Source organism: Nocardia sp. NPDC003482 (assembly GCF_053588115.1).
Genome location: NZ_JBSFPI010000006.1, coordinates 90,013 through 113,122, shown reverse-complemented (window position 1 = coordinate 113,122; position 23,110 = coordinate 90,013). Strand labels below are relative to the sequence as shown.

The 23,110-nt window shown below is 69.4% G+C and carries 16 protein-coding genes; 8 read left to right on the top strand and 8 right to left on the bottom strand.

The window, feature by feature from the left end; all coding sequences use genetic code 11:
• Window positions 1-313: 313 nt before the first annotated feature.
• Window positions 314-841 carry a DUF6879 family protein gene (locus ACWDSJ_RS11305; protein ID WP_450031198.1) on the top strand — a complete coding sequence of 176 codons (528 nt, stop codon included), beginning with the start codon at window positions 314-316 and terminating at the stop codon, window positions 839-841.
• On the top strand, window positions 838-1,692 hold the full coding sequence (locus ACWDSJ_RS11300; RefSeq protein ID WP_450031197.1) for a helix-turn-helix domain-containing protein: 855 nt from the start codon (window positions 838-840) through the stop codon (window positions 1,690-1,692). The genes ACWDSJ_RS11305 and ACWDSJ_RS11300 overlap by 4 nt, the downstream gene beginning before the upstream one ends.
• A 41-nt stretch (window positions 1,693-1,733) precedes the next feature.
• On the opposite strand, the gene ACWDSJ_RS11295 is transcribed toward ACWDSJ_RS11300, so the two are convergent.
• The 3 genes from ACWDSJ_RS11295 to ACWDSJ_RS11285 form a co-directional block, all read right to left on the bottom strand.
• Window positions 1,734-2,234: a hypothetical protein gene (locus tag ACWDSJ_RS11295; RefSeq protein WP_450031195.1), complete on the bottom strand. Its 501-nt coding sequence runs from the start codon at window positions 2,232-2,234 to the stop codon at window positions 1,734-1,736.
• Window positions 2,235-2,413: 179 nt separating this feature from the next.
• Window positions 2,414-2,872: a hypothetical protein gene (locus tag ACWDSJ_RS11290; protein WP_450031193.1), complete on the bottom strand. Its 459-nt coding sequence runs from the start codon at window positions 2,870-2,872 to the stop codon at window positions 2,414-2,416.
• A gap of 71 nt (window positions 2,873-2,943) precedes the next feature.
• Window positions 2,944-4,350 carry a cytochrome P450 gene (locus ACWDSJ_RS11285; protein WP_450031191.1) on the bottom strand — a complete coding sequence of 469 codons (1,407 nt, stop codon included), beginning with the start codon at window positions 4,348-4,350 and terminating at the stop codon, window positions 2,944-2,946.
• Window positions 4,351-4,531: 181 nt separating this feature from the next.
• Between ACWDSJ_RS11285 and ACWDSJ_RS11280 the strand changes: the two genes are divergently transcribed.
• Both ACWDSJ_RS11280 and ACWDSJ_RS11275 read left to right on the top strand, forming a co-directional pair.
• On the top strand, window positions 4,532-5,071 hold the full coding sequence (locus ACWDSJ_RS11280) for a hypothetical protein (RefSeq protein WP_450031189.1): 540 nt from the start codon (window positions 4,532-4,534) through the stop codon (window positions 5,069-5,071).
• A gap of 16 nt (window positions 5,072-5,087) precedes the next feature.
• Window positions 5,088-5,537, top strand: a complete 450-nt coding sequence (locus tag ACWDSJ_RS11275) for a hypothetical protein (RefSeq protein ID WP_450031187.1) — start codon at window positions 5,088-5,090, stop codon at window positions 5,535-5,537.
• 6 nt (window positions 5,538-5,543) lie between these two features.
• Here ACWDSJ_RS11275 and ACWDSJ_RS11270 read toward each other — a convergent pair whose 3' ends face one another.
• Window positions 5,544-6,791 carry an SLAC1 family transporter gene (locus ACWDSJ_RS11270; RefSeq protein ID WP_450031185.1) on the bottom strand — a complete coding sequence of 416 codons (1,248 nt, stop codon included), beginning with the start codon at window positions 6,789-6,791 and terminating at the stop codon, window positions 5,544-5,546.
• A 118-nt stretch (window positions 6,792-6,909) separates the two neighbouring features.
• Here ACWDSJ_RS11270 and ACWDSJ_RS11265 point away from each other — a divergent pair, with 118 nt between their 5' ends.
• From ACWDSJ_RS11265 to narI, 4 genes are read left to right on the top strand one after another with little or no spacing between them, the layout of a single operon-like run.
• Complete coding sequence (locus ACWDSJ_RS11265) at window positions 6,910-10,557, top strand: nitrate reductase subunit alpha (protein WP_450031183.1); 3,648 nt, start codon at window positions 6,910-6,912, stop codon at window positions 10,555-10,557.
• The gene (gene narH, locus ACWDSJ_RS11260; protein WP_450031181.1) at window positions 10,557-12,149 is read left to right on the top strand and encodes a nitrate reductase subunit beta; all 1,593 of its coding nucleotides are present in this window, start codon (window positions 10,557-10,559) and stop codon (window positions 12,147-12,149) included. The genes ACWDSJ_RS11265 and narH overlap by 1 nt, the downstream gene beginning before the upstream one ends.
• Window positions 12,146-12,742, top strand: coding sequence for a nitrate reductase molybdenum cofactor assembly chaperone (gene narJ / locus ACWDSJ_RS11255; RefSeq protein WP_450031179.1), 597 nt, complete (start codon window positions 12,146-12,148; stop codon window positions 12,740-12,742). The genes narH and narJ overlap by 4 nt, the downstream gene beginning before the upstream one ends.
• Window positions 12,742-13,467 carry a respiratory nitrate reductase subunit gamma gene (gene narI, locus ACWDSJ_RS11250; RefSeq protein WP_450031177.1) on the top strand — a complete coding sequence of 242 codons (726 nt, stop codon included), beginning with the start codon at window positions 12,742-12,744 and terminating at the stop codon, window positions 13,465-13,467. Before narJ ends, narI begins: the two co-directional genes overlap by 1 nt.
• Before the next feature lie 3 nt (window positions 13,468-13,470).
• Here narI and ACWDSJ_RS11245 read toward each other — a convergent pair whose 3' ends face one another.
• The 4 genes from ACWDSJ_RS11245 to ACWDSJ_RS11230 all read right to left on the bottom strand — a co-directional run bounded on the left by ACWDSJ_RS11245 (window position 13,471) and on the right by ACWDSJ_RS11230 (window position 23,005).
• The gene (locus ACWDSJ_RS11245; RefSeq protein ID WP_450031553.1) at window positions 13,471-14,403 is read right to left on the bottom strand and encodes an undecaprenyl-diphosphate phosphatase; all 933 of its coding nucleotides are present in this window, start codon (window positions 14,401-14,403) and stop codon (window positions 13,471-13,473) included.
• A 64-nt stretch (window positions 14,404-14,467) separates the two neighbouring features.
• Window positions 14,468-15,151, bottom strand: coding sequence for a hypothetical protein (locus ACWDSJ_RS11240; protein ID WP_387360270.1), 684 nt, complete (start codon window positions 15,149-15,151; stop codon window positions 14,468-14,470).
• A gap of 9 nt (window positions 15,152-15,160) precedes the next feature.
• Window positions 15,161-16,558: a condensation domain-containing protein gene (locus tag ACWDSJ_RS11235; protein ID WP_387360268.1), complete on the bottom strand. Its 1,398-nt coding sequence runs from the start codon at window positions 16,556-16,558 to the stop codon at window positions 15,161-15,163.
• 27 nt (window positions 16,559-16,585) lie between these two features.
• On the bottom strand, window positions 16,586-23,005 hold the full coding sequence (locus ACWDSJ_RS11230) for a type I polyketide synthase (RefSeq protein WP_450031174.1): 6,420 nt from the start codon (window positions 23,003-23,005) through the stop codon (window positions 16,586-16,588).
• Between the last annotated feature and the right edge of the window lie 105 nt (window positions 23,006-23,110).

The following is a 23,110-nucleotide window of genomic DNA, read 5'->3' as shown; positions in this document are numbered from 1 at the left end:
CTGGAACAGACACTCCAATCGGTCGGCGTCGCGAGCGCACACGGATTCCAAGGTGCCCTGAGCTTCGAATTCGGCGACGGTGTCCTGCAACAACATTCACACTACGTCCGGCATCTTGGCTCCCTGGGCCGCGGTGACAGCGTTGTGATCGACCGACGGCAGGAACGGTCTGCTGGTCTTGTTTCAGATCGCGCGTTCGGGTCTCCTGGGAGTCGTGCGCGGCCTTGGCCGCGTCGCCCCCTCGAGCGCCGCGATCAACGCGGCCAATTGGGCGGTGCGGAAGTAGTGCCGAAGCGAGAGAGGACGTACTACGGTGCAACTACTCCGAGGCGACGCGGCCGACGACCCGTTTCGCGAGTGCCGGCGTAGCGCGTTCCACCTCGAGGTCCGGGACGCCTACACCACGGCCACCGAGTCCGAGCCGCTGCGACGATTCCTGAACGGCGAACCGACACCAGCGGACTACGCGGAACGTCCGTGGATCCAGTTCATGCGCGAGACGATCGCCCGCGGGGTTGTCGTCAGCCGTATTCGCGTGGTCACCGAGCCGCATTCGGATTACCACCGGTGGCTGCTGTCCATCACGGCCAGCAATATCGCGGCCGGTGAGGACATCCGCTATGTTCCGCGGCACCGGGCCGGAGACGTTCCCCTTGACGATTGGTGGCTGTTCGACGAGCGAGAGGTGGCGTTCAACCTGGTCGACCACGCGGGGCGGCCCGCGGGGATGGCCGTGACCACCGATCCGGGCATCGTCGGCGAGTGTCTGTCCGTGCAGCGGCGGCTGTGGCCGTCGGCGATTCCGTTCGCCGACTATGTAGGTGCGTCGCCGCAGCAGTGACCAACGAGGTTCACGACGCGAGAGAAGCACTCGGACAACAGCTCCGGGAGATTCGTCGTCGTGCGGGTCTGACGGGACGCCAGCTCGCGGCCTTGGCCGGTTGGCACGAGTCCAAGGTGTCCAAGCTCGAATACGGCAGACTCCGGCCTTCGGATGCCGACGTCCGCGCCTATTGCACGTTCGCGGGCGCGGATGATCAGCTGCCGGACCTCCTCGCCAGCCTGTACCACATCGACGCCGCCTATCTGGAAATGCGGCGACTACTCGGCGCCGGTACCGGCCGGGCGCAGGACGAGTTGGTCAAGCTCGCCGCCCGAACCACCCATACCCGGATCTTCCAGAACGTCCTGATCCCCGGCATCCTGCAAACCGCCGAATACATTCGCGCGATCCTCGAACGTTCCATCGCCCGCCACGCCATCCCGAATGACATCGATGCCGGTATCGCCAAACGTGTGGAGCGCCAACAGTTTCTGTACCGAGGCGACCACCGCTTCGCCATTCTCATCGCCGAACAGGCGTTGCGAACGACGGTCGGCGGGGATGATGTGATGATAGGACAGCTGGACCGGCTGCTGTCCGTGATCAGGCTGCCCCGGGTCCGGCTCGGCATTGTTCCCGCCGAGGCTGAAATTCCCATGCAGACAACCAATTTCGTCATGTACGACAACCGAATGGTGCTCGTGGAAACCATCACTGCCGAGCTGACGATCACCCGGCCACGGGAGATCGCCCAGTACGGTCGCGTTTTCGGTGCGTTGGCGGAGCTTGCGGTCGTCGGCGACGCCGCCCGTGGGCTGATCAGTCGAGTTCTGGAACAGCGGCGCTCGCGCTCCGTCGACGAATGGTAACCCGCGCTCGGCTAGCCAGCCGGGGCGCCGCGTCGACGAGATCAACGTTCGGGTACGGGAATGGTGACCAGCCGCGTGTCGGGATCCAGTACGTGGGGCCAGCCCGCCGCCGGAGCGTCGCCCCACCACTCGCGGCCGTCCGGAGAGGTCCATTCACGGCGGCCCGGGGCGCCGCCGCCGAGTTGGACCGTGTAGAGGTTCGACGCCTGCTCGGAAGCCGTGCGTGGCGGATAGGCCGGACCGAACAGTGGGGACACCTCGGGCCGGGCGAACCGAACGGCGAACCGGCCGCCAGTATTGCTGTAGCACAAGCACAGTGCGAGATCGGTGTCGACCCAGCAGTCGTCGACCACGTGCAATGCGTGCCGCTGGCGGGACAACCACACCACGTTCTCGCCGACCGCGGTCGCCCACCTGCGCCGGGGCTCGGTGAACAGGTCGGCATAGCGGGGGTTGTCCGGAGGCTCACCGATATCGGCGGGACGGGAGGACGTTTCTGTCCATCCCTCGCCGCCCGCGTAGTGCCTGTAGGGACCGGTCATCGAGCCGGAAGCTGGTTGAGCCAATCGGGGCAGCGTGGCATGTTCTCACAGTAGGCGGTGGTTGCTCGGCGATGGAGGATGCGATTCTTGCCGTTCGCGGCCCGCTCCTCGGCTCAGTTGCGAATCTTGTTCTCTCTCAGTCATTTCGGGCGACTAGCAGATGGCCTGGTGCCCTTTGTTCAGTAGGGGGGTCGAGGGAAGCCCGGCCGGTCTGCCAGCCAACGTGACGTGCCGGGCAGCAGCACCAGCACCAGCATCGCGACGTTGAAGACCGTGCCGACGACACCGATCAGGGTGAGTTGGGTGTTCAAGGTGACGCCGGTGTGCACGGTGCCGCCGTGGCGATGGTCGATGATGGTGAAGATGGTCGACAGGGCGAGATAGGCGGTTCCGGCGGCAGCGATCAGGATTTGTCCGGCTTGTTTGCGGAGCAGCAGGAGCACTGCGCCGACGAGCATGATGGCGGCGAGAACCGCGCCGAGGAGGATCAGCGGTTTCACGCTGCGCCAGAAGCCCGTCGGGTCGAGGTCGCTGCCGGGGAGGAATCGGATCGCGGTGAGCGCGTATACGCCGCGTGTGCCGCCGAGCAAAGCCAATATGGCGGCGAACATCGCGGTGACATTGGACTGCTGGCGCATGGGCGACCGCCCCCCCTTCCCCCGGTGAACCCCAAGCCTAACGCGAAGTCTCGCGTCTGCGAAAATCTGTGCTACTCAACAGTTCCCAGCAGGTCGTCCGCGCGTGGGGTCAGTCCGACGGCGCGGTCGAACTCAGGGACAACGAATGTCTCGGTGCGACACACGAATTCCAGCCCATAATTGTTCAACGTCATCGGCAGCGGCTTGTCCGGCGTGAGCCGCGAACCCCCGGTGAGCTGGAACTCCACCCCCTCGATCAGATGCGCCAACAGAGTACTAGTGGTGAACAGCACCAAATTCCGCCCCGGGCATTCCGCCGGTCCCGCACTGAACGGCACCAGCTGCGGATAGCTCTGCGCCCTCCCATCGACCCAGATGTCCGGGGTGAAGGCGTCGGCGAACGGGAGGAGTTCCGCGTCGCGGTGGAACACCGGGGCGGCGATGAGCACCGCCGTGCCGGGCTGGGTGATCGGGGCGTCGTCGCGCCAGGTGACCGGTTCGGTCGTGTCGCGGAGGATGGTGGGGGTCGTGGGCCAGAGGCGGATCGATTCCAGCATGCAGGCGCGGAGGTAGGGGCGGGGCTGGATGCTTTGGGGGGCAACGGATTCGGAGCGGGCGCGGTCGAGTTCGGTGGGGTGGGTGGCGAGCAGGGCCAGGGCTCGGGTGAGGGCTATGCCCGCGGCGTCGAAGGCGAACAGCCATTGGGGGATCTGGCCGATGGGGTCGACCGCGGCGTCGGTGGAGGCGGCGACCACCGCGCCCGCGAGGCTGTCGGGCTGGGGGTTGTCGCAGTAGCGGTAGAGCTGTTCGATGAAGCGGTCGCGGCGGCGGCGGTGTGGGGGTGCGGCGAAGGACCAGTTGGCGGCCGAGCGCAGGCGCCACAGGTCGTCGGTGATGTGGTGGTCGTCGCGGGCGGCGTCGCCGAGGGTGACGCGGCGGGCGATGCGGAACCAGGCGGTGGTGAAGCGGGCGGCGTCGATGTAGCGGTCGCGGAGGGCGGATTCGATCAGGTCGTCGGCCTCCTCGGCGATGACGCGGGCGAAGGGTTCGGCGAGGCGGTGCAGTTCCGAGCCCGTGTCGAGGGCCGCCTCGTTCACCGCGCGCCGCCGCTCCCGCACCGGGCCGCGCGAGATCAGCACGCCGTGCGGCTGGAACTGCCGCAATGCCGCGAGCTTCTCCTTGTTGGCGGGATGGAACGGACCGGGCGACTCCGCCAGCACACGGCCCACGTCGTCGGGATCGGTGACAACCACAACCCGCCGCACACCGAGGTCCAATTCGACCGGCCCCCTATCGAATTCGTCCCGCAGCCGCCGCATCCGGGTCAAGGCCCGCGTATCGGCCTGCCCCCGCTCGAGCAACCCCATCACCCGCCGCCGCCGAGCAATGACCCCCGCCGCCACCGGCGCGAACCCCAGATCCACAAGCACCCGCAACGCCCGCACCCCACGAATCCGCGCCATACCACCCTCCAGCATCCGATCGGCGATCCTTTGGGCAGGCGGTACCCGTCCGGCGAAGATCGAATCGTCTCCCCGCCCGGTTGCCGATACCGGAGCGGAACGGTCCGTCATGGAAAGATGCCGCGGCCGACACCGGGGGCCTAGACTCAATCCGCGGGGTACTCATGAAATAGCTTGATACACAGGGGGTTTGATCATGATTCGAGTGGTGTTCGCGTACTTCTGCGCTGCCGCCGCCGTCGCCTTCGCGGCCGGTCCGGTGTCGGCGCAGCCGCCGGACCGGGGCCGGTATTGGCACGAGGGGCATCTCACGTGGGTGTCGGTGGCATACCTCGAGGCGCATCCAGGGGTGCTGCCCGATCGAGTCGCGGTCGTCGACGGCCGCCTCGCGCTGGTCGGCAGTCCAGAGATGGAGCAGGCGAAGGAGGCGTTGAAATGCCGGGAGCTGACCTGCATCCATGTCTGGGGAGACAGCATCTTCGTGGACAGGTCTGCGCTGTACTACTACTCGCCACCGCAAGGCTGCATGGACAACTCCTGGCAGTACTTCCCGGCCGGTGCGAATCGCGTGGAAGGAATGCATCACACCGCGTGCCCGAAACCGGATGCCGCGGGATCGACGGACGGATTCTACTATGACGACCAGGGCCCAACCGGCGCCATCGCGGATGGGACGTTGATGTGCGGGAGCTGGATCGGCGGCAGGGGCGTTGCCTGCGCGGACATCAAGCGCTGACCTGGAGAGGCGGGACGTGATGGTGTTGACCCCGGTGACCGAGCGGCGCACGGACGGGCGGCTGACCTGGTGGGTCGAGGCCGGGCCCGCCGAGGAGATCATGGCGGCGTTGCATCCGGGCCGCGAGGTGCTGATGACCGATCTCCAGATCTCGGGGCCGGGCGTGAACGAGGGGTGGGGGTTCGGCGGACCGCCGCTGGAGGACGGTAAGCGAGTCGAGTTCATGTACGGCCGAGCCCAGGACGGCACCGAATTCGTGATCACCCGCTTCGACCCCGCCCTCCCCGCCCTGCACCTCGAAACTACCCGTCGCGTCATCACCGTCGACGCCCGCCCCCTCCCCGTCCACTTCGGCCTCAAATTCTGGGCCCAGCCCATCCCCCGCGACGAGGAGTTCGTCACCGCCTACGGTGATCCCTCCGAATCCCCGCCGCTGGGCTGGGTGCCGCCGCGGCACGACGGCTGACCCGGGTCACTCCGCGACGATGTCCACCCTGTTCTTGTAGAACGCCACATAATCCTTGATCGCCGCCGCGGCCTTCTTCGGCTCCGGGTAGTACCAGGCCGCGTCTCGCAGGGGCTGGCCGTCGCCCACGTCGATGGTGTAGTAGCTGGCCGTGCCCTTCCATGGGCAGACGGTGTGAGTTTCGGTGGGGCTGAAGAACTCTCGTTTGATCGAGCCGGGCGGGAAGTAGATGTTGCCCTCGACCGTTTCGTAGGTGTCGGTTTCGGCGATGGTGATGTCGTTGACGACGGCTTTCGCTCCCATACCTCGATGCTGCCGTCGGACGGGGCGCATGGCTCGGAGCCGGGCGAGGAGCAGGGCGGCGAGGGTGTAGAGCCAGGCGGCGACGGCTATCGCCAGCAGGACGCGGGCCACCGGGAGCAGCCGGGAGACCGGGAGGGCGGCGCCGGTGGTGTAGGCGGCCACCGCGGTCATGCCGAGCGGGAAAACCGTTGCCCACCTTCGGATGTCGTAGTCGGGTCGCGGGCGGACGGCCTCGGCGATCAGGAGCACCACGTATCCGGCGAGGTTCGCGGCGAGGACGACCGCGGTCGCCGCGCGCAGGGTGTGCAGCGGCCAGCCGGTCCACTGCCCGGTGGCGAGGAGTTTCGCCCCGGCGAGCGCGGAGATGGCGAGGGCGCCCGTGGCCACCCAGTGATCCCCGTGTCCGGTCCAGATCTGCCGGACGTCGAAATGGGTGAACGCCAGCGGGTACAGCGCCAGACCGCCCACGAAGAACGCCAGCCCCACCCAGCCCAGCCACGAAAGCCCTTCCGCCGCAGCGAGAGTCGCCGACAGCACCGCGATGCCCTGGGTCGACACGCACACCAGGAACGCCGCCCCGGGCATCCGCGCACCCCAATGCCGGATGACGGCGGTGAGCAGCAGCGGCCACACCGCGACGGCGAGGACGAGCCCCACCGCCGCCACGAGCTGCCAGCCCAGCAGCGAGAAGCGCGTCCCCAGCACGGTCGTGGCGGCCACAGCGGTGAGCGCGGGCGGCGTGTCGGCCTCCCCACGCCACCGGTCCCGTTCGTACAGCAAACGACTGGTGAAGTCGATCGCGAGGAGCACCCACACCGCCGCCCCGATCACCAGCCACACCAGCGACAGCACCTCGAGTCCCACGAGATGCCAACCCACCGAGACGATTTCGGTGGCCATCACGAACGACCCGGCCGCCGGGGGCAGGTCCCGCCACCATCGCTGTGCCACCCGGCCAGTCTAGGAGCAACCGCGCAGCGATTCCCACGCGTGTTCTCCCGCGCCCCGCGCGCACGGCGTGTTTTGATGGGCGCGCGAACGGCGGACCGCACCCAGGTGAGGGGAACCGATGAGCGAGGCGGATGCACTGCTGCTGCGGACCGGCAAGTACCTCCGCCGGGCGCGGACCTCGCCGGATCTGCACGCGGTGCACTACGTCGGCGGCCGCGAGGGCGATGCCTTCTACCGGGATCGCTGGAGTCACGACAAGATCGTCTATTCCACGCACGGGGTGAACTGCACGGGTTCGTGCCGGTGGAAGGTGTACGTCAAGGACGGCATCATCACCTGGGAGACGCAGGCCACCGACTATCCGTCGGTGGGCCCGGACCGGCCCGAGTACGAGCCGCGCGGCTGCCCGCGCGGGGCCGCGTTCTCCTGGTACACCTACTCCCCCACCCGCGTGCGCTACCCGTACATCCGCGGCGTGCTGCTGGAGCTGTATCGAGAGGCCAAGCGCCGCACCGGGGATCCGGTGCTGGCCTGGGCCGACATCCAGAACGATCCCGAGCGCCGCCGCGCGTATCAGCGGGCACGCGGCAAAGGCGGTCTGGTGCGGGCTAATTGGGACGAGGCCGTGGAGATCATCGCCGCCGCGCACGTGCACACCATCAAGACCCACGGACCCGATCGCATCGCCGGATTCTCCCCGATTCCGGCCATGTCGATGGTCTCGCACGCGGCGGGCGCGCGGTTCATGGCATTGATCGGCGCGCCGATGCTGTCGTTCTACGACTGGTACGCCGACCTTCCCGTAGCGTCCCCGCAGGTTTTCGGCGATCAGACCGATGTGCCCGAGTCCGGGGACTGGTGGGACGCCGCGTATCTGATCATGTGGGGGTCCAATGTCCCGGTCACCCGTACCCCGGACGCGCACTGGATGGCCGAGGCGCGCTACCGCGGGCAGAAGGTGATCGTGGTCGCCCCCGACTACGCCGACAACGCCAAATTCGCCGACGAGTGGTTGCATCCGCATCCGGGCACCGATGCCGCGCTCGCGCTGGCGATGGGCCATGTGATCCTGCGCGAATACTTCGTCGATCGCGCCGAACCGTTCTTCACCGACTACGTGCGCCGCTACACCGATCTGCCGTTCCTGGTGACACTCACCGAACACGAGAACGGTTACGTCCCAGCGAAATTCGTCCGCGCCGCCGATCTCGGCGACGAGAGCGAGGGCGCGCGGTGGAAGACCGTCGTCCTCGACGAACGCACCGGCGCGCCCGCGGTTCCCGGCGGCTCCCTCGGCCACCGCTGGACCGACTCCGGTCAGGGCCACTGGAACCTCGATCTCGACGGCATCGAACCGATGCTGAGCCTGTACGGCCCTGGCGCGCACCACGTTCCGGTGTCCCTCCCCCGGTTCGACACCGAGACCGGCACCGGCGTCCTGACCCGCGGCGTCCCCGCCCGACGCCTCACCCCCGACGGCCCCCTGGTCACCACGGTGTTCGACCTGCTGCTCGCCCAATACGGCGTCGCGCGCCCCGATCTGCCCGGCGACTGGCCCGCCTCCTACGACGACCCCGCACACCCCGGCACCCCCGCCTGGCAGGAGACCCACACCTCCGTCCCGGCCGCCGCCTGCGCGCGCATCGCCCGCGAATTCGCCGACACCGCGATCAGATCCGGCGGCCGGTGCATGATCCTGATGGGCGCGGGCACCAATCACTGGTTCCACTCCGAGACCATCTACCGCACCTTCCTGGCCCTGCTGCAACTCACCGGCTGCCAGGGCCGCAACGGCGGCGGCTGGGCGCACTACGTCGGGCAGGAGAAGGTCCGCCCGTTCACCGGCTGGTCCACCCTGGCCGGGGCGACCGACTGGGCGCGGCCGGCGCGGCAGATGATCGGCACCGGCTGGTTCTTCCTGCACACCGACCAGTGGCGCTACGACGGCTTCCGCGCCGACGCGCTCGCCTCGCCGCTGGGCAGCGGACGGTTCGCCGACATGACCGCCGTGGACTGCCTCGCCCAGGCCGCGGCCGCGGGCTGGATGCCGAGCTACCCGACCTTCGACCGCAACCCGCTCGTGCTCGGCGACGGTGCGGACGCCGTGGCGCGCGCGGTCGAGCAATTGCGTTCGGGCGAGCTGAGATTCGCGTGCGAGAACCCCGACGAACCCCGCAACTGGCCGCGCGTGCTGACCCTGTGGCGGTCGAATCTGCTGGGCTCCTCGGCCAAGGGCGCGGAGTACTTCACCCGTCACCTGCTCGGCACGCAGTCGACCGCCTCCGCCGCCGAAGCGCCGCCGGACGCCCGACCGCGCGATGTGGTGTGGCGCGAGGAGGCCCCCGAGGGCAAGCTGGATCTGCTGGTGTCGCTGGACTTCCGGATGACCTCCTCCACCCTGCTCTCCGATATCACGCTGCCCGCAGCCACCTGGTACGAGAAACACGATCTGTCCTCCACGGACATGCATCCGTTCGTGCACTCGTTCACCCCGGCCATCGATCCGCCGTGGCAGGCGCGCACCGATTTCGACACCTTCCGCGCGCTCGCCGACAAACTCAGCGAGCTCGCGGTCACCCATCTGGGCGTGCGCCGCGATCTGGTCGCCACCGCGCTGCAACACGACACACCCGGCGAGACGGCGCAACCCGGCGGCGTGGCCCTGGATTGGCGGCGCGGCGAGTGCGATCCGGTGCCCGGCCGCACCCTGCCGACACTGACCGTGGTGGAACGCGACTACACCGCGATCGGCGCGAAGTTCGCCGCCCTGGGACCGCTCGCCGAGCAACTCGGCCTCCCGGTGAAGGGCCTCGCGTTGCGCCCGGACGTCGAGATCGAATTGTTGAAGTCCCGCAACGGCGTCGCCCGTCACGGCCCCGGCGCGGGCCGCCCGCTGCTGGACACCGCCGTGCACATGGCCGACACCATCCTCGCCCTGTCCGGCACCACCAACGGCCGCCTGGCCGTGCAGGGCTTCCGCACCCTGGAGGCGCGCGTCGGAAAACCGTTGGCGCGCTTGGCCGCCGAGCACGAAGGCACCCAGGTCACCTACGCCGACACCCAGGCCGCGCCCGTCCCGGTCATCACCTCGCCGGAATGGTCGGGCAGCGAGACCGGCGGCCGCCGCTACACCGCCTTCACCCAGAACGTCGAACAGCTGCGGCCGTGGCACACCCTCACCGGGCGGCAGCAGTTCTTCCTCGACCACGACTGGATCCACGAATTCGGTGAGGCGCTGCCGATCTACCGGCCGCCGTTGAACATCCAGAAGCTGTTCGGCGAACCGGAATTCGGGCCCGACGGCGACCGGCAGGTGACGGTGCGCTACCTCACGCCGCACAACAAGTGGTCGATCCACTCCGAATACCAGGACAACCTGCTCATGCTGTCGCTCTCGCGCGGCGGCCAGTGCGTGTGGATGTCCCCCGCCGACGCCGCCGCGATCGGCGTGCGGGACAACGACTGGATCGAGGCGGTCAACCGCAACGGCGTCGTCGCGGCCCGCGCGATCGTGTCGCACCGCATGCCGACCGGCACCGTGTACATGCACCACGCCCAGGAACGCACCGTGAACACCCCGCGCACCGAGACCACCGGAACCCGCGGCGGCATCCACAACTCGCTCACCCGGGTGCTGCTCAAGCCGACCCATCTGATCGGCGGCTACGCCCAATTGTGTTGGGGCTTCAACTATCTCGGCCCCACCGGCAACCAGCGCGACGAGGTGACGGTCATCCGCCGCCGCCGACAGGAGGTGCGGTACTGATGCGCGTCATGGCGCAGCTGGCGATGGTGATGAACCTCGACAAGTGCATCGGCTGTCACACCTGCTCGGTGACCTGCAAGCAGACCTGGACCAACCGCGCGGGCATGGAGTACGTCTGGTTCAACAATGTGGAAACCCGTCCGGGACAAGGCTATCCGCGCGGCTACGAGGATCAGGCGCGGTGGCGCGGCGGGTGGCGGCTGGACCGGCGCGGGCGGCTGGTCCCGCGCGCGGGCGGGCGGCTGCGCAAGCTGGCGACGATCTTCGCCAATCCGGTGCTGCCGATGGTCGAGGACTACTACGAGCCGTGGACCTACGAGTACCGCGACCTGCACGCCGCACCGCTCGGCGACGACTATCCGGTGGCGCGGCCGCGGTCGCTGCTGTCCGGCAAGCCGATGGCCATCGAGTGGAGCGCCAACTGGGACGACAATCTGGGCGGGCTGCCCGAGCACGGCGACGCCGATCCGATGGTGCGCGCGGTGCGCGAGAAGACCTCGGAGCGGGTGCGTTTCGAGTTCGAGCAGAGCTTCATGTTCTATCTGCCGCGCATCTGCGAGCACTGCCTGAATCCGGCGTGCGTCGCGTCGTGTCCGTCGGGGGCGATGTACAAGCGCGCCGAGGACGGCATCGTGCTGGTCGATCAGGACCGCTGCCGCGGCTGGCGGATGTGCGTCACCGGCTGCCCGTACAAGAAGGTCTATTTCAACCACCGCACCGGTAAGGCCGAGAAGTGCACCTTCTGCTATCCGCGGACCGAGGTCGGCCTGCCCACGGTGTGCTCGGAGACCTGCGTGGGACGGCTGCGCTACATCGGGGTCGTGCTCTACGACGCCGACCGGGTGGCCGAGGCCGCGGCGGTGCCCGACGAGACGGCGCTCTACGAGGCGCAACTGGGGCTGTTCCTGGATCCGGAGGAGCCGACGGTGCGCGCGGCCGCGGCGGCCTCGGGCGTCCCGGCGGATTGGATCGACGCCGCCCGCCGCTCCCCCGTGCGGCGGCTGATCTGCGAGGACCGGGTGGCGCTGCCGCTGCATCCGGAGTACCGCACGCTGCCGATGGTCTGGTACATCCCGCCGCTGTCGCCGGTGGTGGAGGCGCTGACCGCCACCGGCTTCGACGGCGAGGACGCACGAAACCTGTTCGGCGCCATCGACAGTCTGCGCATACCCGTCGAATATCTGGCCGAGCTGTTCACCGCGGGCGATCCGAAACCGGTGCGCGACGCGCTGGCCCGGCTCGCGGCCATGCGGTCCTATATGCGGGACATCAATCTCGCCGACCCGCCCGACGAGGCCGTCGCGACCGCGGTCGGCATGACCGGGGAGGGGCTGTACGAGCTGCACCGGCTGCTCGCGGTCGCGAAATACGAGGACCGCTACGTGATTCCGACCGCGGCGGCCGGGGACGCCCGCGCGTTGGAGGAGTCCGTGGTGCCCGGCGAATGCAGCCTGGACGTCGAGGGCGGGCCGGGCATGGGCGAACCGGGTCCGTTCGGCGACGAGTCCAGCCGCACGTTCCTGCCGCTGGCCTCGGTGGAGAGCTTCCACGCGCTGCGCCGCCGCCAGACCGCCGACGAGGAGCCGCGATGAGGACCCGGCCCGCCTTCCATCAGGCCGTCGCGCACTGTCTGGATTATCCGGATCAGGCGCTGTATCAACGACTTTCGCTGCTGGAGGCGTGCGCGCCCCGGCTGCGGCCGTTCCTCGCGCACGTGGCCGCGACCCCGCTGGCCGAACTCGCCGAACAGTACGTGCGGGTGTTCGACTTCCAGAATCGGCACTGCCTGCACCTGACCTGGTGGCTGGACGGGGACACCCGCCGCCGCGGCGAATCGCTGGTCGCGCTCAAACGCGCCTACCGCGAGGCGGGCCTGGACCCGGTCGGCGACGAACTGCCCGACTATCTGCCGATGGTGCTGGAATACGTTGCGGCGACCGGGGATTCGACCATCCTGCGCACCCACCGCCCGGGGCTGGAACTGCTGCGCCTGGCGCTCGACGACGCCGATACGCCCTACGCGAGCGTGGTGAGCGCGCTGTGCGCCACCCTGCCCGGCCCCTCGCCCCGCGACCGGGCCGCGGCCCGGGCGCTGGCCCGGTCCGGTCCGCGCGCGGAGAACGTGGGCCTGGCCCCGTACGGACACCTCGAGCTGCTGCCGTTGCACACCCCGGGAGGCCACTGATGCGGACGTTCCTGTGGGCGGGTCTGCCCTACATCGCGCTCGTGTCGCTGATCGCGGGACTGATCTGGCGGCACCGTTACGACCGGTTCGGCTGGACGACCCGCTCGTCGCAGGCGTACGAGTCCAGGCTGCTCAATGTCGCCTCACCGGTGTTCCACTACGGCATCCTGTTCGTGTTCGTCGGCCATCTCATGGGCCTGTTCGTGCCCGAAAGCTGGACCGACGCACTCGGATTCACCGAACACCCCTACCATCTGCTGTCGCTGTTCGGCGGCACGGCGGCCGGGGTGCTGACGGTGGCGGGCATCGCGGTGCTGATCTACCGCCGCCGCACCCGCGATCCGGTGCTGCGCGCGACCACGCGCAACGACAAACTCATGTACGTGGTGCTGGTGGCGGCGATCGTCATGGGCATGTGGGCCAAGCTCGGCGAATCGCGGATCTCCTCGGGCTACGACTACCGGCGGACCATCGCGCCCTGGGCGCGCGGCGTTCTCACGTTGCGCCCGGACCCGGATCTCATGATCGGGGTGCCGGTGACCTATCAGATCCACGCGGTGATCGGGATGGCGCTCATCGCGCTGGTGCCGTTCACGCGGCTGGTGCACATGTTCAGCGCGCCGGTGCGGTACCTGTTCCGGCCTTATCTGGTGTACCGGTCCCGCGATCCGCGGCGGCTCGGTGAGCGCGCGGCGCGGCCGGGGTGGGAACCGATCGAGCGGTGAGCCCTACGTCGCGCTGAGCACGTTCGTGGCGAGCAGGCCCATGACCACCACGCCGAGGACGATGCGGTAGCCGACGAACCAGTTCAGCGAGTGCCGGGCCACGAATTTCAGCAGCCACGCCACCGACGCGTAGCCGACCACGAACGACAGCACCGTGGCCACCAGCAGTTGCGCGCCCGAGGCTTGCAGGCCCTCGCCCGAGGGTTGGAACGCGTCGGGGAGGCTGAACAGGCCCGACGCCAGGACCGCCGGGATCGCCAGCAGGAACGAGAACCGCACGGCCGCCTCTCGGGTCAGGCCCACGAACAGGCCCGCCGAGGAGGTCGCCCCGGACCGCGAGACGCCCGGGATCAGGGCCAGGCACTGGGCGAAACCCATGATCAAGCCGTCGCGGGTGGTGAGTTCCTCGAGGGGTCGCCGCCGCGCGCCGTAGTACTCGGCCGCGGCGATGACGAGCGCGAAGACGATCAGCATCGCCGCCACCAGCCACAGGTTGCGCGCGCCGGTGCGGATCTGATCCTTGAACACCAGGCCGAGCACGCCGATCGGGATGGTCGCGATGATCACGTACCAGCCGATGCGGTAGTCGAGTTCGCGCTGCGCGTCCGGGTCGAGCGCGTGCGGGTCGAAATCGTCGGTGTAGACGGGCAATACGGTGGTCGGCTGTTCGCTCACCGGCACCGGCACCCGCGCCTCACCGCGCACCCGCTCGACCAGCGTGGTGCACCAGGCCACCAGGATCCGCCAGATGTCCTTGGCGAAGTACACCAGCACCGCCGCCTCGGTGCCCAGCTGGGTCACCGCGGTGAACGAGGCGCCCGCGTCGTCGCCGAAGAACAGCGACGACACGATGCGCAGATGCGCCGACGACGAAATCGGCAAGAACTCGGTCAACCCCTGAACCAGGCCAAGCACGAGCGCCTGCACCCAGGTCATCGACTCACCCACGCACACTCCTTCCGTCTCCGGCAGGGACAGTACCGGGTCGGCGCGAGTGAGCCTAGGCGACCAGCTCGAGCAGCCCCCGCGGGTCCCACGGCATGGGGCCGGTCGGGAAGCTCAGGCGGACCAGGCGATGGGGTGGGTCGGCCTCGAAGTGGGCGACCGAGGGGGGCAGGAAGCCGCCGATCACCTTCTCCATGAGCATGTTCAATCCGGTGAAGCGGGGGCGCAGCCGGACCTGCCAGCCGGTGCGGCAGCCGGCGGGCACGTCGATCTCGGCGGTGTGCTCCACCTTGACCGCGAACGGGATGCTCACCGAGAAGGCCAGCCACAGATCGACCAGCTCCTCGGCGCCCTCGGTGAAATCCAGGCCGCGCAGCAGCGTGAGCCCGCCGAGCAGCGGCATCACATTGTCGGGGAACGGCGCCAGGCCGCCGCCGAACTGGAGATGCGCGGTGCCGAGGAAATTCGCCTCCTCCCGCGAGACAACCGTTGTGCCGGAACGGGTTTCGGCCCGGTAGTTCTCGGCCCGCAGCAGCCCGCCCGCCCGCTGGAAGCGCTGTTCGACGGTCATCGCGAAATTGCCGTGCCCCAGACTCACCTCCACGATCGAGCGGTAGCCGTCGCCGTCGTGGCCGACCACGCTGATCAGATCGAGTTTGGGCGGCCGCTCGGCGACGGTCACGGTGTAGACCGACTTCTCGCCGTCGGGGATGCCCGGATCACGAAACGCGGTGTGCACGCGTCCTCCTCACTGCGTTTCCTCGACCGCGGCCACGAACACCGCCTTCAGCGTGTCCACGTACCGTTCGACCGACCCGTGCGCCACGGGGGTGTCGGGATAGATGACGCTCAGCATGGTCCGATCGGCCAACCGGTTGATCCAGATCAGAACCTGTTCGGAGGCGGCGCGATTGGCGTACAGCCCGCACGAGGCGACGTCGAACAGATCGTTGCCGAGCAGTTCGCGGGCGTCGACGAAGGAGATCATCGGCGTCGCCCAGCCGGGCCGCAGATTCAGATCCGAATCGGCGGGCAGCAGTTCCACCACGCGCTGGAACGACGTGGCCGCCAAGCGCATTCCGTTCTCGTAGGCCCGGTGGGCGAGTTTCACCACCCGCGCGAACGTTGCGGTCGGCCCCAACGGGAACGCCACCGGCAGCAGCGTCGCGTACCAGCCGACCGACGCCCGTTCCTCCGGGGAGCTGCGGGTGCTGACCGGGGTCATGCCGAAGTAGTAGTCGCCGCCCACGAGATCGCGCTCGGCCAGCGCCGCGGCGGCGAAGACGCCGCCGACGAACTCCGCGCCGTTGTCGCGGCACACCCGCTCGAACCGCTGCGCGGTGGCCTCGTCGAACAGCGTGACCGTGCGGTGCGCGCTGCGGTTGTACACATCGGTGCGCCGCCCCAGATCCAAAGGGAACGAGGGCAATTCGCCGTCGTTGCCGCGAATCAGCTCCAGCCACTTGCGCACTCCCGGCGAGGACAGGGTCATCCGGCCGGTGTAGCCGCGCTCGGTGGCGCAGTAGTCCAGGTAGCTGGCCGCGGGGGTCAGCATCCCGGTGTCCTCCCACACCTCGTGCAGATACAGCAGCGCGAGGTCGAAGCCGGTCAGGTACTGCCCGAATCCGTCGGTGTGCAGGTGGTCGACCGCGGCGTACACCGTGGTCGACTCCTCCCGCTGAATCGTGCCGAAGGTGAAGCAGTCCCAGTCGAACGGCCCCGGCGTGGTCTTCTGGACGTGATCGCGCAGGGTGTCGGCGTCGTCGATGCGGCCGTACTCGATCGGCACGAACTCCACGTCCTCCTCGGGCACCAGATGCCGTTCGATCGCGCCCGCGGCGTCGATCCGGAACCAGGTGCGGAAGGTGTCGTGGCGCCGCAGGAACGCGTTGACCGCGCGGGTCATCGCGTCCAGATCCAGATCACCGGTCGGGATCTCCGCGGTCACCAGGCACAGGCCCGAGTACCGGAAGTCGGCCTCGGCGTGCCGGTCGGCGAGCCGCAGATACTGTTCCTGCTGATGGGAGGGCGGGGCCGGGTGAACCGGCGCCCGCCGGGCCCGCGCCACCGAATCCGGTGACGCGACCCAGCTGACCAGTCGCCCCGGTCCCGGCTCCCATTCGTCGATCAGTCCGAAACTGACCACGGTGCTACCTCTTTCGACATCGGTCGATCACGGCCGGGCGTCCGCGAGCACCGGCTCGGCGGCCGAACCGTTGCTCGCGACCGGTACCGGCGCCGGTGCCGGGTCCGGAACAGGTTGTCCCGCACCGGTTTCCCCGGCGAGGATCAGTTCCGCCACCTTCGGGCCCGCCTGCTCGAGGCTGAACGAGCGGCCCATCTGCAACGACATCAGGTCGATGCCGAGGGTCTTGGTGACCCGCGCGCCGAGTTCCACCGCCATGAGCGAGTCCAGGCCCAGTTCGGGCACCGGCACCGTCATGTCGATCGATTCCACCGGCACGCCCATGACGACGGCGAGTTCCTCGGCCATCTTGCGGGCCACGAACGCGCCCCGCTTGCTCTCCTCGATCGCGGCCACCTCCGCGCGCAGCCGGGCCAGCTCCGAGGTGTCCTTGGCGCTCGCCTGGGCCAGCGCGATGGTGCGGCCGGTCCGGGTCAGCTGCGGGAAGGTGCCGGTCAGCTTGCCCCAGTCGGTCGGGATGATCGCCGCCCGCGCCATGCCCAGCCGCAGCGTCTGCTCCAGATAGGCGGTGGCGTCGGCCATGTCGATCGGATCGAAGCCGACCAGATCCAGGTACTTGAGCGCGGTCTCGTCGGCGGCCATGCCGCCCGTCGCGCCGGACAGGTGACCCCAGCCGACGCACAGCGCCCGCTCGCCGGCCCGCGACCACTCCTCGGCCAGCGCCTCCACCGCGAGATTGGCCGCAGTGTAGTTGTACTGGCCGTAGATGCCGTACATCGAGCCGCCGGAGGAGCACAGCACGAACATGTCCAGCTCGATCCCGGCGTCGGCGACGGCCTGGTGCACCACGCGCGCGCCGTGCACCTTCGGCCGGTAGACCTTGGCGAGTTCCTCGAATTCCATTGCCGCCAAACGGTTGTCGGCCACCGCGCCGGCGGAGTGGAACACCCCGCGCAGCGGCCGCTCGGCGGTGTGGGCGCGGGCGACGATGGCGGCGATCGCCTCCGGATCGGTCACGTCGGCCCGTTCCTCGATCACCTCCACCCCGATCGTGCGCCACGCCTCGAGCTGACGGCGCGCCTCCTCGGTGCTCGCGCCGCCGCGGCCCAGCAGCACCAGCCGCCGCGCGCCGCGCAGCACCAGCCAGCGGCCCATCGCCATCCCGAAGCCGCCGAAGCCGCCGGTCACCAGATACGTTGCGTCGCTGTGGATCTCGACGCCGGGCAGGTACGGACGCACCGACGGGTTCGCCGAGTCCATCCGCAGCGCGATGCGGGACAGGCCGGTCGAGCGGATGGTCTCCTCGAACGCGTGGGCCACGTCGTCGGTTTCGAACGCCCGGTAGTCCAGCGGCTTGTAGACGCCCGCGATCACTTTCTCGTAGACCCGTTGCAGCAGTTTGGTCAGCCGCTGGGCGTCGACCGCGACGAGGCGGTCCAGATCCATCGAGAAGTAGGCCACGTTCTTGTCGAAGTTGGCCATCTCGAGCAGGCCGCCGGTGTAGATGTCGGCCTTGCCGACCTCCACGATGCGCCCGAATTCGGCGACGGCGTTGAAGTTCTGCCGCAGGATCTCGCCGGGCGCGCTGGAGACCACGACCTCCACGCCCTTGCCGCCGGTGAACTCGAGCACGTCGTCGACGAAGTTGAGCGAGCGCGAGTCGATGGCGTAGTCGGCGCCGAGTTCCAGCACGTGCGCGCGGCGCTCCTCGGTGCTGGCCGTGCCGATGATGCGCGCGCCGCGGTCCTTGGCCACCTGGATGGCGGCCGTGCCGACGCCGCCCGCCGCGCCGTGGATGAGCACGGTCTCGCCGGGCTGGAGGTTGGCCAGATCGTGCAGGGCGTATTCGGCGGTGCCGAAAGCGATTGTGCTGGTGCAGTATCCGGGATCGGTGTCGGGCGGCAGCGGAATGGTGAGCTCGCGCTCGACCACCACGTAGCGCTTCATCATGCCCTTGGCCGCCACCGCGACCTGATCGCCGACCGCGATCCCGGTGACGCCCTCGCCGACCCGGACCACCTCGCCGACGCCCTCCATGCCGGGCACCGTGCCGAAATAGGTGGGGGCGAGCTCGCGTTCGCCGAGCAGGCCGATGACCTTGAGCGGATCCTTGTAGTTCAGGCCGATGACCTTCATCCGCACCTCGAGCTGCCCCGGGCCCGGCTCGCGCCGCGGGCATTCCCGCCACGCCAACGCCGACAGCAGCCGCGTGCGCGGCAGCTCCAGCTCGAAGTTGGCCTCCGGATCGGTCAGCGGCTCCGGGGTGTCGAGGGCGTCGAGGCGCTCACCGAGCGGTTTGGCGATCATCGGGGCCCAGCGCTTGTCGCCGCGCAGCACGACCTCGTCCATGTTGTCGGTCCAGAACGCGCCCGGCACCGCCAGTTCGGTGACCAGCCGGTCGATGTCGGTGTCGGGTTCGACATCGATCAGCCGCCACCGCAGCGCGGACTGCTCGTTGAGCAGCACGCGGCGCGCACCGGCGAGGGCGGAGTGGTTGGAGTTCGGCGGGATCCCGTCGTCGGGCAGCGCGAACGCGCGTTCGGTGACGAGGGTGACGTGGCACCGGCCGTCGCCGAAAACACTCTGCGGCCCTTGGTCGTTGGTCGTCTCGGGGTGCACGAACTCGTCGATGGCGACCGCGATGCGCTCGAGGGTCCACAGGTCGGCCACATCGTCCTCGACCTCGCCCGCGACCACGCAGACGTGCAGCCGGTCGCGACCCTCGTCGGTGGCGGCCCGCAGGGTCGCCGAGAGGTCCGCGGCCAGTTCGCGTCCCGCGACCCCGGCCACGTAGAGCCGCGAACCGGGCAGGGCCGCGGCCAGCTGACCCGCGCGGCGGCTGGTGCTGCCCAGGGCGATGACGACGGTGCTCACCGAATCCTGCGGCAGCGCCGCGGGATCCAGCGCGTCGCGCTCCTCCATGGTCTCGGTGTAGAAGAAGTCGACCATGCGGTGCAACGGATCCTGGCCCGGGGAGATGGCGCCGATCTGCAAGCCGCTCAACCGCATCACGAGGTTGTGGTCGTCGTCGAGCAGATCCACGTCGGCGCGCAGCCGGGCCTTGGGGTCGCGGCGCGCGACGACGGTGATGCGTTCGGGCAACGGCGCGACCAGGCGCACGGCCGCCACCCCGACGGGAACGAGGGTGCCCTCGTCCACGCGGGCGTCGGCGAACAGCAGGGCCGCGCTCTGCATGGCGGCGTCCACGACCGCGGGGTGGGCGAGATGCCCGGAGTCGGCGGCGATGCTGCCGTCCACGGTCGCGACCACCGCGTCGCGGCCCACGCGGGCCGAGGTCACCCGCTGGAACGACGGACCGTACTGCAATCCGGCCGCGGACAGCCCGGTGTAGAACAGCTGCGGGTCGACGTCGACGCCGACCTCGAGGGTCGGCACGTTCACCTTGGTCTGGCGGTGGCTGCCGGTCAGGGTGCGGCCGGTGGCGTGCACGGTCCAGGCGGTGCCGGTCGCCGAGCGAGACCGGATCAGGAAGCGGTTGCTCGCCTCCTCCACGGTCAGCGCGACCAGCGGCACGTCCGGGCCGCCCATGATCAGCGGGGCCACGAACCGGACCTGTTCCAGCGCAACGCGTTTGGTGCCCATCCGGGTCGCGGTCGCGCTCAGCGCCGCGTCGAGGTAGGCCGCGCCGGGCATGATCTTGACGCCGTTGACGACGTGATCGGCCAGCCACGGCAGCAGTTCGGTGCCGACCTGCAACAGCCAGTCGGGACGGCCCTCCACGTCCGGGTCACCGAGCATCGCGTAGCTGCCCGGGGTGCCGAGGCGGGCCTGTTCGAACAGCGGCAGCGCCGAATGCAGCCGGGTGCGCTGCCAGGGGTAGCGCGGCAGCGGAACGTGCGGGACGGCCGGGCCGTCGGCGGGGAACAGCGCGTCCAGATCGAGCACGCCCGCGGCGTAGAGGCCGATCAGGGTGCGGCGCACGCTCTCCGAATCGGGCTGCTTGCGGTCCAGGGTCGACACGGTCGTGCCGTTGACGTCCGCGCCGAGCAGGATCTCGCGAATATTGCCCGACAGCACCGGATGCGGGCCGACCTCGAGGAACACCCGGCTGTCGGCGGCGATGAGTGTGCCGATGGCGTCGGCGAAGCGCACCGGTTCGCGGACGTTGGCGCACCAGTACTCGGCGTCCCAGTCGGGTCCGAGCACCGCCTCGCCGGTGACCGAGGAGTACAGCGGCACGGTCGGGGCCATCGGCTTCAGCTCCGCGAGCACCGTGCGCAGCTCGTCGAGGATGGGATCCATCAGGCGGCTGTGGTAGGGCACCTCGACGCGCAGGCGGCGCGCGAAAACGCCGTCCTCGGTGAGCTTCTCGGCGATCTCGTCGAGCCGGTCGGCGTCGCCGGACAGGGTCAGCGAGCTGGCGCTGTTGACCGCGGCGATGTCCACGCGCGGATCGTCGGCGATGAGCGCGCGGGCCTGTTCGAGCGACATGCCGACCGCGAGCATCCCGCCGGTTCCGGCGGTGGTGGCCTGCAGGCGGGCGCGGTGATACGCCACCAGCACCGCGTCGCGCAGCGACAGCATCCCGGTGACGTAGGCCGCGGACACCTCGCCCACGCTGTGACCGACGACGGCCGCGGGATGGATGCCGTACTGCGCCAGTTCCCGCACGAGCGCGACCTGCACGAGGAAGTTGGCGGGCTGGGCGACCTCGGTGCGCGGAACCCGCGACTCCTCCTCGGGCTTCAGCAGCTCCTCGATGATCGACCAGCCCGCGACCGCCTGGAACTCGGCGTCGATGCGCCGCGCCTCCTCGGCGAAAACGCCGTCGCCGGTGACCAATTCGCGCGCCATGCCCCACCACTGCGGGCCCATGCCGGAGAACACGAACACCGGTTCGGCGGTGCGGGCGATGATCGTGCGCGCCGCGTCGCGGCCCTCGCCCCCGGCGAACTGCCGCAGCTCGTGCACCACGTCGTCGGTGTCGCCGAGCAGCACGCCGGTGCGGTAGTGGTGATGCGCGGTGCGCGTCCACACCGCCTCGGCCAGGCGTTCGGCGTCGGTGCCCGCGCTGATCAGGTCGGCGTAGCGGCCCGCCAGCGCGCGGGCCGCGCCGGTGCTGCGCGCGGAGATCGGCAGGATGCCGAAATGCCGTGCGGGACCGGCCGGTTCGACGGTCTCGTGCTGGCGCGTGGGCCGGTACTCCTGGAGGATGGCGTGCGCGTTGGTGCCGCCGTAACCGAAACCGTTGACCGCGACCGACATCGGCGCGGCGTCCGCGGGCAGCGGCTCGGCCTCGAGCTGCACGTGAAGGCCCAGTTCGTCGAAGGGGATGTCGGGGTTGGGCTTCTCCAGCCAGCCCTGCGGCGGAATGGTGCGATGCCGGATCGCCAGCGCCGCCTTGATCACGCTCGCGACACCGGCCGCGGCCTCGGTGTGGCCGATGGTCGACTTCACCGAGCCCACGCCCAGCGACCGGGTGCGGCCCGCGGGGGCGCCGAACACGCGGCCCAGCGCGCGCAGCTCCACCGGGTCGCCGACCAGGGTGCCGGTGCCGTGCGCCTCGACGTAGGTGATCTCCTCGGGCGCGAGTCCGGCGCGCTGGCACACCGAACGGGCCAGCGCCTCTTGGGAATCGGCGTTGGGCACGGTGATCGCGGTGGTGCGGCCGTCCTGGTTGGCGCCGGTGGCCTTGACCACGGCGTAGATGCGGTCGCCGTCGCGCTCGGCGTCCTCGAGCCGCTTCAGCGCGACCATGCCCGCCCCCTCGCCGCGGCCGTAGCCGTCGGCGGAGGCGTCGAAGGATTTGCAGCGGCCGTCGGTGGCCAGGAAGCCGCCCTTGCACATGAGCACGAACGTCTCCGGCTGCAACATCACGTTGACGCCGCCCGCCAGGGCCATCTCACAGTCGCCGTTCGCGATCGCCTGGCAGGCCAGGTGGAAGGCCACCAGCGACGACGAGCACGCGGTGTCGACGGTCAGCGCGGGCCCGACGAGGTTGAGCGCGTAGGCGATTCGATTGGACAGCATGGTGTAGGACGCGCTGGCCGGGGTGTGCATATCGGTGTGGAACAGCGCCGGGCCGACCACGCCGATCACCGACTGATCGACCACGAAGCCGCCGACGTAGACGCCGATCGAGCGGCCCGCCGCGTGCCGCGCGACACCGGCGTCGTCGAGGGCCTCCCAGGTCACCTCCAGCATCAGGCGCTGCTGCGGGTCGAGCTGGGTCGCCTCGCGCGCGGAGATGCCGAAGAAATCGGGGTCGAACTCCCACGGGTCGATCGTCATGAAGGCGCCGCGCTTGGTGTAGCTGCGTCCGGGCGTGCGCGGTTCCGGATCGTAGTAGCGGCGATAGTCCCAGCGATCGGCGGGCATATCCACCACGCCGTCGCGTTTGTCCAGGACGAATTCCCAAAAGGTGTCGGGCGAGTCGATTCCGCCTGCAAATCTGCAGCCGATGCCGACAATTGCTATATCCGACATGCACATCCCTCCGGGTGCGAAAGTTTGTCGATCGCCATTCTCCAGGCGAATCACTATGAGATGGATAGGTGACGTCGAGGTCAGCGTAACTGCGATCACAGCGAG